Below are 12468 nucleotides of genomic sequence, written 5' to 3'. Positions count from 1 at the left end.
TCCTCTTATAAATAAACAATCTCTTGCTTTTTAAATGACTCTGTCGCCGCAATAGATACTTCTAAAGATTTTTTTCCATCCACTTCATCCACGATAGGTTTCACTTGATTTTGAATACATTCAATAAAATGCTTTACTTCTTCCAAGAAAGCGTCTTCAAATTTTGTGATAAAATCAGGAATATTATCATGATAGCTTTTGTTGTCTTGTAATATAATATTGTTATGATGCTGCAGAGAACCAATTTGAATAGACCCTTCTGTACCAACCACCTCACCGCGAACATCGTAGCCAAAGCTGGAATTTCTGCTTCCTTCTATCTGTGCGACCGCTTTATTCTGGAAATTTAGTACCGAAATAGACTGGTCTACATCTTCATACTTCTTCATAAAAGGATGGACGAGCACTTCTCCAAATGATTGCACGGATTTCACTTCATCTCCAATTAAAAATCTCGCAATATCGTATTCATGAATATTTAAATCTATAAAAATACCTCCGCTAGTTTTGATAAAAGACTCCGGCGGGGAGCCTGGATCTCTGCTTATTCCTTTAAAATATAACGGCTGACCAATATCTCCATTTACAATACGAGATTTCGCAGCCACGTAGGCCGGGTCAAACCTTCTCATAAAGCCAACCTGACAGTATACACCGTTTTCTTTCACTTCTTTGATTACCTCAGATGCCTGCTCCAGCGTTTCTGTCACCGGTTTATCTACAAAAATATGTTTCTTGCTTCTTGCTGCTTGAATAATTAAATCCGCATGTGTATTCGTTGGAGTTACGATAATGACTGCATCAATATTTTCATCTTCAAATATTTCCTTTAAATCATTCGTCCATCGGGAAATCCCCAGCTCAACAGCTGCTCTCTTAGCACTTTCTATTCTCGAAGCTGCAACAGCAACCACTTCTGCTCCTTTAACGCCAGTTTCAATATTTTTTGCGTGAACAATACCCAGCCTGCCCACACCGATAACAGCACAGCGTACCTTTTTCATTTCATCACTACCTTTCCTCGAATCATTTACGTTTAAGCGCTTTATCATACGACAAAAATATTAAATAACTCGTTGATAAATTGGAAGGCCTTCCTTCATAGGAACAACCATCTCTCCTTGAATAATTGGAGAAGCATAGGATTTAAATTCCTTTTTCATTGTATTTTCTTTCTGATTATACCAATTTTCCGGAATAAACTTTTCTTTGCCAACTACCTGGGATAAAGGTACCTTTTGATAGGAAACATAGTAATCCTCGTCACTTTCCTCTCTCTTCAACCCTACCATAACACCGCTGTACGCAGCATGTGCCAATAAAACGGCATGAATTCCCAGTTTGTAAGCTTCATCTACATCTGTTTTCGAAGCAAGTGTCATACTGCTTCTTTGCCACACGCTGGCTGTTATATAGCGCGCTTTGATATCAGCCTGTTCTTCAATGGTATCTTTTAAATAAGAAGATACCCCTCCTAATTTAGGTCTCCCTAATGCATCATAAGCCAAATCGTCACATACCAGCTGTCCATTTTCTTTTCGAATCCCTTCTGCTGCAACAAGTATCGTATTTCTTTTTTCCTTGTAGGCATTGGTGAGTTTTTCTAAACATTTTTCTATATGAAAAGGAACTTCTGGAATATAAATCAATAATTGACTGTTTCCCTGTAAATAATCTTCAGCTAAAGAGCAAGCACCGGCAAGCCAGCCAGTATGCCTTCCCATCGTCTCAATAATAGTAACTCCATTACTTTCTGGATAACTGATCATATCCATATTGACATCAAGCACGGATGTAGCCAGAAATTTCGCTGTACTCCCATACCCTGGAGTGTGATCCGTCCCAAGCAAATCGTTATCAATGGACTTTGGAACGCCAATAACGGTTAGTTCATAGCCTGCGTGTTTTGCAGCATCATCTACCATTTTTGCAACATTCATGGAACCATTACCGCCAATGTAGAAGAAATATCTGATTTGATTCTTTTTTAAAACCTGCATAATCTTTTCTAAGTCTGTTTCTACCAATTTATGACGCCAGGTTCCAAGTGCTGCCCCAGGGGTCCAACGTAATTGGTAACGTTCTCTGGCTGATAAAGAAGATAAAGAAATAAAATCTTCATGTAATAGACCATAAATCCCACCGACAGCCCCATAGATTTCTCCATCGAATGAATGACTGGTTAAACCATCTACTATACCGATTAATGAATTATTAATAACAGCTGTCGGACCGCCAGATTGAACAATCATTGTATTAAAAGACACTTATTTCTCCCCTTCTCATATTTTGATTAAGCGCTTCACCTTATGGTTATAGTATCCATTTTATTCACTAAAACCAAATAAGTCAATGCTATTTCTTCATTTTTTATTATTAATATAGATGCGGCGGTTAAAAATTAATGATTTTTAATCGCTTCTTTAAGTATGCCAACATCTTTTTTTAAGATTTCTACCGGGTCATCATGAAGTGATGATAATGGCTTTTGATTATAATAATTCTCTATAATATACCAGCCAGAATAACGATGTTTCTTTAACTCCTTTATAGATTCATAAAAATCGGTATCTCCTTCTCCTAGTAAAGCACCGCTCAGATCTTTATCTTTTCCATCTTTTACATGAAGCTGATTGCAAAACAAAGGAATTAACTCTTTAATCATTTTGGGAGTTTCATAGCCTTTATTTAAATAGTAATTCTGTGTGTCAAAATAAAGCTGTAAATTAGGCTTACCTACTCTTTCAAATAATTCTTGTGTTTGAGCTGCAGAAAGTGCGTTTTCAGAAGCTATTGTAATTCCTTTTTCTAAGCCATAATCACATATATGTTTAAATACTTCTACGACCTTTTGGAAATCAGAAGTTGTTCTTATCTCGCTTTTTTCAAAGGTAGGTATCATCACCACCGGGATATTCATTGCTTTTGCAGTATCAATCCCTTTTTCGACTGCTTCCATTATAATTTTCCTGCTCTTTGATTCATCTGAATCAGTAATACTATAATCATCTGTAACCCTTACCGCGATCGATGGATAGGTAATATTATACTTCTCTGCCGCTTCAAGATATGCTTCTTGAACACTCTTTTTTGATAAAGGGAAATTCTTTTCGTATGAACCCAATTCCAGCTGGATACCTTCTAATCCCAAATCAGCAGCTAATTTACAGCCATAAGGACCTTCAATTGGCAAGGACCATAGACAAATCCCGATTTTATTTCTATTAATAATTAGCCCTCCTTAAATAAAGCGTTTCCAATTTTAATGAGGATTCTATTTGCAGCCAAGAAATACATATCATTGCGATGCAAGCTATTTGTATAATCCCTCGCCTTTTTGATTAAGCGCTTTATCCATATTTTATATTTCTATTGTATTCATTAGAGCACAATAAGTCAATCAAAAAATGAATAAAGCTTCTTGCTGCATTCATTTTTTGATATTTATAATTCACTTGTTGATTCTCTTTCAACTAATGTAGGTGTCAATGTCACACGTACATTATCCTCTCTTTCTCCTTTAAACACAGAGATAATTAAATCCATCACTTCTCGTCCCATTAATTGTATAGGCTGTGAAACAGTGGTTAATGGCGGGTCAACAATTGATGCTATATTCGTATTATCGAACCCGACAACAGACAAATCCTCCGGTACTTTTAAACCTGCTTGTTTCGCCGCTTGAATGGCTCCAATTGCCAATAAATCATTACAAGCAAACATAGCAGTGGCTCTATCTTCACATTGGAGATATCTCTCCGCCACTTTTCTGCCGACATCCATATGATTTTTTTCTATTTCTCCGATAAAATCAATTTCTTGGGCGATTTGCAAATGATGCTTGGACAGAGCATCTTTAAAACCGCGTATTCTTTCCCGGTTACTATATATATCCACTGCAACCACACTGATTTTCTTATGGCCTTTCTCAATTAAATGTTCCGCAGCTATATAACCGCCCATATAATCGTCAATTACGACAGCATTAACCGAAAAATTTGGATAATCTCTAGCTACAATAGCTATGGGGATATCTTCTTTCATTAATTCTTCCACTCTTGTCAGTTTTTCAAAACCAGATGCAAATATAAAGCCGTCTACTCTTTTTTGTTTTAATAAGCCGATATATTTATTCTCTTTATCTTCCTGATAATCTGTACTGCAAATTACAATATTATAGCCAAGCTCATGACTGCGGTCTTCAATACTTCTTGCCAGCTCTGAAAAAAAAGGATTAGCTAAATCAGGAATAAGTAGACCAATTGTTTTTGTTTGCTTCCCCATTAATGCAGATGCGATTACATTGGGCTCATAATTCAATGCTTCCATTGCCTCGTAAACCCGTTTTCTTGTTTTTTCACCAATCCTCCCTTTTTTATTGATGACATTTGAAACAGTTGCTATCGATACATTTGCTTCCTTTGCTACGTCGTATATCGTCACTTTCATCCTACCAGTCCCTCTTCCCATTTCACTAATTCCTTTTCATTTATTTAAGCGCTATTTTATAGTCTATTTAATATATTGTATCCATTGACTTTATGTTTATAGCCCCATTATACATGGTATAACTGGATTTTAAAACTTTCATAAGAGAGAACTGCACTCGATTTATATAAGTTTTTGTTGACATTCTCGTTTAATAACTCTTTTTTCTTCAATTGAATCATTTACTGTCAATAATGGCTTTCCTCAAAAAACAATAATTATTATTCAATATTGACAAATATATCATTGATGTTTGGAATTTCTTTAATTACTCCATACTCCTTTAACCATTTTGCTGTATCTTCCCATGAAGCTTTTTCCTGTACTCCAAAGCCTTGCTCTGATTCCATTTTTGGTAATAGAATAGATAAGCTTTCTGCTTCTATTTCTTTTTCTAAGGGAAAGTTTCCTTCATCCTGATGATCAAGCAGGATTTGCAGTGCCTCTTCTTCATTTTCAATCATGAAATCATATCCTTTTCGTGCAGCCCGCCAAAATGCTTTAATATTTTCCTGCTCCTCTTCCCATGTCTCGTCACTGGTAACAGCGACAATTTCATAAAAGCGAGGAACCCCGTAATCTACTGGATTAATAAAATCAATCTCATAGCCCTCACTGCGCAGAACCGGCACTTCATGGTTTACATACATACCACTTACAGCATCAACCTGCTCAGAAATAAGGGAAGAACCTAATTCAAATTCCACATTCATCATATCTACTTTTTCATAATCTCCGCCGTCATGTTCAACAACGGTTTTAACAATTGCTTCATTAACAGGAATTCCAGGATAACCTACCTGCTTCCCTTCTAATTCTTTTGGGGAACTCACCGGATCATCAGAACGGTAAACAATGTGATTTAAGGGCTCTCGAACAATAGCAGCCACGGATTTAACAGGGATATTTTCATTTGCTCTTGCTGCAATCACATCGGGCTGGTAATATAATCCCATCGTCACATTGCCTGAAGCCGCAAGCGACAGCGGGTCAGTTGGATTTGCCGGAAATTGAATATCAACATCGATTCCCTCTTCTTCAAAATACCCTTTCTCTTCTGCTACGTACAGATAACTATGTACAGCATTCGGATACCAATCAAGCATAATAGAAACGGTATTTGTTTCTTTTACGTTTATATTGACGTCTGCTATCGATTCTTCCTTTTCATTTCCACAAGCACTTAAACTAATAAAGCTTATTAGAATACCAACTATTATTGATAATTTTTTCATATTAAGGTCTTCTCCATTTCAATATATATTTTTCTAATAAAACAACAGTAATAAACAATAAAATTCCAATCAAAGAAAGAAGGACAATCGGAGCAAATACACCCGCTCCATTAAACTGTGTCATCATCCGACGACTAAAATACCCTAAACCAGCTTGTGCACCCAGCCACTCTCCAATTGCCGCTCCAATCACGCTCATTGGCACCGCTACTTTTAGCCCTGAAAAAAAAGAAGGCAGTGCGGATGGGACTTCTAATTTGAAAAAAAGATGTCTTTTAGATGCACCTAATGTTTGAAATAATTCTTTCAGCTCTTTACTTGTTGATCGAAAACCATCGAAAGTACTGACGGTAATTGGAAAAAAGGTAATGATAATTGTAACGATAACTTTACTCCAGATGGAATAACCGAACCAAAGTACAAAAATGGGCGCCAATGCAATAATAGGAATAGTTTGTGATGCAATTAAAATAGGATAAATCGCTTGTTGTAATGTTTTAGATAGATTCATGCTTATTGCTAAAGCAACTCCCAGTACCAATGAAATCCCAAGACCAATGATAATAACAGCAAGCGTCATAGGAAGATGATGCAACAAGAGCTCTGTTTTTAATTCCCATAGCTTTATCACGATTTCGGTTGGCGCTGGCAAAATAAATGATGTAGCGACAAACCCCGCTCCCGCTTCCCATATAAGCAAAAAGATTGTGATTAAAATAATAGAATAAAGATAATTTTTCATGCATTACACCCTCATCCGAAACTGATCTAGTAAATCATTTTTTAGCTCCGTCACTTCCTCTTTATCTAAATCGTATTGTCGTCTTGGACGTTCTAAAGGTACTTTAATTTCTTTTAATGTTGTAAATGGGGTATCCGTAATGACGAAAATGCGGTCAGACAAAAATAATGCTTCTGAAATATCATGTGTTATAAACAAAATAGTAGATTGCTGTTGTTCCCACTGTTCTAATAACCATTCCTGCATATATAACCTGGTCATTGCATCTAAGGCTGAAAAAGGTTCGTCCAACAACAACACATTAGAACCGGATAACGTGGCTCTTAAAAAGGAAACCCGTTGCCGCATCCCCCCAGATAATTCATGAGGGTATTTATTCTCGTATCCTTTTAACCCAAAGGCCTCCAGCAAGTTTTGAACAGTTCTTCTATCGAGATGATTTTCCTTTTGCAGTTCCAATGGAAGAGCTGCATTTTGTTGAACAGTCCGCCATGGCATCAATAAATCCTGTTGAGGCATATAACCAACTTTTCCAGAACGATTGGTTACTGGATCCTCGTTTAAATAGATAGTTCCGCTATTCAGTTCCTCCAATCCGACAATTAGACGGAAAATTGTCGACTTGCCGGACCCACTCGCACCGATAATGCTTACAAATTCACCATCCGCAACAGAAAGATTCATATTTTTTAATATAGGAATTTTCCCTGCACCATTTTTGTAATAAAAATTGACGTTTTGAAACCGAAGAGCTATTTTTTTATTTTGTTCTCTCATCCTTCGTTCTCACCTTCTTTCTAACAAAGAGTGTATTATTATGTCTTAAAAGCAATCATCAGCTAATCGAAAATGCATCCCTCCTTCCAAATAAAAAATACCCCAGACATGAAGCCCAGGGTACATACATTTCCTTATGATAGAAATTACTTTGCATGTTCCCTACGCTGGTCTCAACCAGATCAGGTTCTAAGGGTCTATATCTTACGGATAGTATCTCAACCAGCAACACTGGTCCCCCTACATTCTTATTAAATTGGTATCTTTTTTATTGAATTTATGACATAAGCATTAAAAAACCCATTCAACGAATACAGATGAATGGGAAATGAATACATAACTAGATTATTATCTACTTAAGTAAGTCATCACTTCCCTACGTTAGTCTTAACTAAATCAGGTTATAAGAGTCAAGTTTCCTTTCTCAGCGATAAAAATCGCTCCCCTAGTGATTATATAAATATGAAATTTTTGATTCCATAAATGGACTTATATGATTAAAAATACGTTAAAATTCACAATGTTATTTTCATCAGCCACATCTATAGAGAACTGTAGGAAAAATAACTTAAAGTAGAATCTATTTAAACATATAAAATTATAATATGCAAATTATTCTAATTTATCTTTTAAAATTATGAGATTTGTTTGTATATAAAAAAAAGATATATCCGCCTATCTTAATATGTTTTCAGGTGAAATTTGGTGAAATAATATAGGATATACAACGGTATGATAAAATAAAAAGAATAACTTTTACTGAGATACTCCTGTTATATGATGATAGGAGCATCTATTATTTCTAAAGGTATTTTATAATAAATAAAACAGATTAAAAAGAACAGCTCAGCTTGACTCATATAGCTGTCCTCTTGTAAACGGGACTCTTGTCACTGGAGAAGTGATATTATTTGGAAATCCTGAAGACAACCTTTTAGAACGAATAAATCCTATAGCTGCAATTAAATTCAATTATTGAGAAACCTAAAAAGTGTCTTCCATGGATGCAAAGAAGTCACTTTTTATACGAATTGATTTCCCCTCAATTATTTCCTTTATATGTCCGATAGAAAATTACTGTAACTTTATCATTTATTACAGCAATCATTAACCAGCCAGCTTCTGCTTCCTCTCCTCCTCTTTTTCCTTTCTCCGTACTTCTCTAAATTTATTTGTTTCAGATACAATCACACCGGATAATAAACAGAGCGCAATCAAGTTGGGAACTGCCATTAATCCATTGAATATATCCGCAAGATCCCATACTAATTGCACGGATTGAACCGCACCAAAGAGGATAACCAGACAGAAAATGATTTTATAATAAATTGTATTTCGATCTCCAAAAATATAACCGAAGCATTTCTCCCCATAATAAGACCAGCCCAGAATAGTGGAATAAGCAAAAAAGATAAGGCCGAATACAACAATATAATTACCTAATCCAGGCAAGAAAAAGTCAAAAGCTTCTCCCGTAATGACAGGTGCTGCATCTGCTCCAAATTGCAAATGAAGCCCGCTCATCACGACAACAAGTCCGGTAATGGTACAAACAATCATCGTATCCAGAAATGTTCCTGTCATCGATACCAACGCTTGGCGTCCTGGATAATCCGTCTTCGCCGCAGCTGCCGCAATTGGCGCCGAACCAAGACCCGCTTCATTGGAGAACACCCCTCGGGCAATCCCGTATCGAATCGCTAAACCGATAGCTCCGCCGCCGACAGCTTCCGGATTAAATGCAGCCTCAAAAATAACAGCGAACGCCGCAGGAACTTCCGTAATATTTAAAATAACAATAATCAGTCCGCCTGCTATATAAAACAAAGCCAGAAATGGGACAAAGATGGCAGTTACTCTTCCAATTCCTCTCACTCCTCCAAGCAAAACTAATGCCGTGAGCGCCATCAAGACGATACCAGTAACCCAAGGGCTGATATTAAAAGTAGCTTGCAAGGAACCGGCAACGGTATTCGATTGTGTCATGTTCCCAATTCCAAAGGATGCTAAAAAGCCAAACAACGCAAACAAAACAGCTAACCATTTCCAGCCCAATCCCTTTTCAATATAATACATTGGGCCGCCTGATATTTCCCCTTTGTGATTGACAGTACGGTATTTAACAGCTAAGATAGCTTCACCATATTTTGTAGCCATTCCAAAAAATGCCGCCAGCCACATCCAAAATAGCGCACCAACACCGCCAAGAAGCACAGCTGAAGCAACTCCAGTCATATTACCAATTCCCAGTGTCGCCGCCATAGCAATCATCAATGATTGGAAATGAGAAATATCCCCTTTTTCGTTTTTGTCTTTATTTTTACTTTTAGAAAATGTTAATTTCAACGCATAAGGTAGATCTCTTACTTGTAAAAATCCCAGACGCAACGTTAAAAATATTCCCGTTCCTACAATCAGTACGAGGGTAATCGGCCCCCAGACGATACCATTAACCGTATCCACTATTGCCTGTATACTTTCCACTTCCACATCTCCCCCTTTTCAATTGTCTGTTTTTTCACAAAAATACAATTACAGTAATTGTATTTATTTTACATGAATATCATCTAAAAATCTATGCGAAAATGAAGAAGTGTAAAGTAATCTGATACGGTATGATAAATTACTGTAAAAAGCGTATGAAGCAGGGCTGGGAGGCCTTATTCATACGCTTTATTATAATTACATTGGAAAGCTTGAACTTATTTATTAAACCCAAGCCCTTCTAAAAATGCGACACTTTTTTTCACATCGGTTAAACTGCTGCCTGCATTTCGCGGGTCACGCTCCTGCTCGATCGTGATAAAACCTTCATATTTTAATTTTACAGCTAATAACTCATATATTTCTTTATAATCAATAACGCCTTCACCTATAGGGCACATCACATTTTCCGCACAGGCATCAAAAAAACGGATTTTTTTATTCATGACTTGTTGGTAGACATCCATATCAATGTCTTTGAAATGAATATAGTCTACACGATGATATAGCTTTTCCAGCCATTCTAACGGATCCATTTTTGAATAAAGTAAATGGCCCGTATCTAAACAAAGGCCAGCCACTTCATATGGGATATCTTCCGTTAATTTTAAAATTTCATCCGAAAATTCAATGTATCCTCCCGCATGTGGATGCACCACTGCACGAACACCATATTCTTGCGCAGCTTTATTAGCAATTTGGGTAATATGAGAGATCATATTATCCCATGCCTCATCTGATAACCTCTGCGCCTGCTCAGGGTGACCTGCTGCATAATCTCTTTCATCATGGCCCCAATCAATCACAACCAGATAAGGTGTCTTAAACTTTTGATTATCTTGCGCTTGTTCTTGTGGCATCTGCGTGATTAAAGAACAAATATCATCGACTTGCTGAAGCAGATTAGGCAGATTGGCCTCGGAGACCAAATCATCAAAGATAGTCCCTGCTACAATCGTAAGTTCATTTTTTTCCAGTTCTTCTTTTAAAACACTTGTATCAAGCGAAAGATATCCGTAAGGTCCTGTCTCAATCCCTGTAAATCCTGCCAGATGCGCTTCTTTTAAAACGTCTTTCCAATCTGGAAGATAAGGGTTTTTAGGATCATCAACTCCCCAACAGCATGGTGCACCCGAAATGTTTATTGTCATGATTCCTTCTGCCTCCAATCGTATAACACTAGTGATTTTAAATTGCATGATGCTTCTTTGTATCCTTATTGCCAAATGAAAGACGAGTAAATATTTTTTCTCTATACCAAATGGCGACAAGCAGCGTCGCTATCATCCCTAATCCACCTGCAAAATAGAACCCAGATGCGAGACCAAACTGCGAATTAACCATTCCTGCTAAAAACGGACCAACAAATATACCTATTGCATAGATAGATTGATATGCCCCCATGGCTGTGGCTCTTTTAGCGGGTTTAATCGATTGGATAGACATCCCCAGCAGCAGCGGAAAAATCATTCCTAAGGAAAAGCCCTGCAATCCCTGAATGACCAAAAAGATATTCTTCAGCTGTGCGAACGGAATAAGCATAGTAGCTATCGTTACCAGCAAAAAGGCAGCCACCAAGGACTTCCCCTCTCCTAAGCGTGGAATAATCACGTTCCCCATAAAAAGCGTTGCAATCGCATGCGGCACCATAAAAGCAGCTACAATCCATATAATCTCACTCGCTTCAAAACCTGTCTGTAACGCAAAAGTTGATGTAAACCCAAACATGGTCGAGAAAATAATACTATGAGCCAATATGGATAACAGAGACACTTTTAATAGCGACGGTTCGCGGATAATATGTATTAATCCCTTTAGCTTAATGGGCTCAGAGACTTTCTTATTTTTTGGTTCATAAATAAAGAAAGCCAGCCCCCACCCAATCACACTGAACACACTGCCAATCCAAAATGGCGCCTTCCATCCCCATTCCTCAACAATATAGCCGCTAAAGCTCATTCCAAGAAATTGAGCCAGCACGACAATAAAAGAAATACTTCCCATTGCTACATGCACCTTATCCTCTGAGAAGTAAATCGGGTATAAAACCGTAAAAGCAACCCAGGATGCAGCCGCAAGTCCAGCCAGCGCACGTGCAAACAATAACCATCCAGCTCCGTCCATCGTTAGAAAAATAAAACAGCTCAACATGCTAATAAACATGCCGAAGAGGATAAATGGCTTTCTGGATTTTATGATGTCCGAGGTTATCCCAATCGGCAGTCTAAACAATAATTGGGTTAATCCGTAGCTGCCCAGGATAACCCCGATAAAGGAATATGGAATTCCTGTATGCTCCATGTAAGGAGATAAAGTAGGAACATACATAAATTGCGGGAACCATAATAAAAACGAAACCAGCATAAATAAATTTTTGTTCCTGTTCATTGATTTTGTCATGGATAACCTACTTTCCATCTGTATTTCAATAGTTTGCAGATTGCTAATAAATTGGAAGATTTATTAAAAATATACCTTTTCTTTATAACTCATAAATATTCACTTTAGTTATTCTAAAGTCTCACTTTTTTACTAATCAGCGTGGTACCTTATATCATTTCAAAGGGCTTTTTTTCCAACTTCCATCCTGCTTCATCACAGGAACGTTTTCCTAACGTGGAAAAAAGCTGTCTTATCCATCCAGTTTTTCAACTCGATTTCTAAGAATCAGCTCTTTTCAATATAATCAGATACCTATACTATGTTGCAGTTCTTGAATGGCATGTTTGTCCAACTTTAGTA

Annotated in this window: 10 protein-coding genes and 2 riboswitches; all 10 genes read right to left on the bottom strand. The window is 37.2% G+C overall.

What is annotated here, in order from left to right:
• Positions 1–5: 5 nt before the first annotated feature.
• Positions 6–1004 (bottom strand): Gfo/Idh/MocA family oxidoreductase, encoded by a 999-nt coding sequence (locus MKX55_RS03590; RefSeq protein WP_339236109.1) that lies wholly within the window; start codon positions 1002–1004, stop codon positions 6–8.
• 60 nt (positions 1005–1064) lie between these two features.
• Positions 1065–2267, bottom strand: a complete 1203-nt coding sequence (locus MKX55_RS03585) for a diphosphate--fructose-6-phosphate 1-phosphotransferase (protein ID WP_339236106.1) — start codon at positions 2265–2267, stop codon at positions 1065–1067.
• A gap of 134 nt (positions 2268–2401) precedes the next feature.
• Positions 2402–3193, bottom strand: a complete 792-nt coding sequence (locus MKX55_RS03580; protein WP_339236104.1) for a sugar phosphate isomerase/epimerase family protein — start codon at positions 3191–3193, stop codon at positions 2402–2404.
• A gap of 251 nt (positions 3194–3444) precedes the next feature.
• A complete protein-coding gene (locus MKX55_RS03575) occupies positions 3445–4449 on the bottom strand; it encodes a LacI family DNA-binding transcriptional regulator (RefSeq protein ID WP_339236102.1) in 1005 nt (334 codons plus the stop codon).
• A gap of 260 nt (positions 4450–4709) precedes the next feature.
• Positions 4710–5723: an ABC transporter substrate-binding protein gene (locus tag MKX55_RS03570; RefSeq protein ID WP_339236099.1), complete on the bottom strand. Its 1014-nt coding sequence runs from the start codon at positions 5721–5723 to the stop codon at positions 4710–4712.
• Position 5724: 1 nt separating this feature from the next.
• The gene (locus MKX55_RS03565; protein ID WP_339236097.1) at positions 5725–6465 is read right to left on the bottom strand and encodes an ABC transporter permease; all 741 of its coding nucleotides are present in this window, start codon (positions 6463–6465) and stop codon (positions 5725–5727) included.
• Positions 6466–6468: 3 nt separating this feature from the next.
• Positions 6469–7242, bottom strand: a complete 774-nt coding sequence (locus MKX55_RS03560) for an ABC transporter ATP-binding protein (RefSeq protein ID WP_339236095.1) — start codon at positions 7240–7242, stop codon at positions 6469–6471.
• Between the two features lie 142 nt (positions 7243–7384).
• Positions 7385–7494: riboswitch (TPP riboswitch) on the bottom strand.
• 104 nt (positions 7495–7598) lie between these two features.
• A riboswitch (TPP riboswitch) is annotated at positions 7599–7699 on the bottom strand.
• A gap of 650 nt (positions 7700–8349) precedes the next feature.
• Entirely contained in the window at positions 8350–9732 is a 1383-nt protein-coding gene (locus MKX55_RS03555) for a sodium:alanine symporter family protein (RefSeq protein ID WP_193062822.1), read from the bottom strand.
• Positions 9733–9944: 212 nt separating this feature from the next.
• Positions 9945–10925 (bottom strand): TIM barrel protein, encoded by a 981-nt coding sequence (locus MKX55_RS03550; RefSeq protein WP_339236092.1) that lies wholly within the window; start codon positions 10923–10925, stop codon positions 9945–9947.
• A complete protein-coding gene (locus tag MKX55_RS03545) occupies positions 10915–12126 on the bottom strand; it encodes an MFS transporter (protein ID WP_339236090.1) in 1212 nt (403 codons plus the stop codon). Before MKX55_RS03545 ends, MKX55_RS03550 begins: the two co-directional genes overlap by 11 nt.
• Between the last annotated feature and the right edge of the window lie 342 nt (positions 12127–12468).

The sequence above is a fragment of the Oceanobacillus sp. FSL W7-1281 genome (genome assembly GCF_037969835.1).
Lineage (GTDB): Bacteria > Bacillota > Bacilli > Bacillales > Amphibacillaceae > Oceanobacillus > Oceanobacillus oncorhynchi.
The sequence above is the reverse complement of the archived record's forward strand: the minus strand, read 5'-3'. Positions and strand labels throughout refer to the sequence as shown.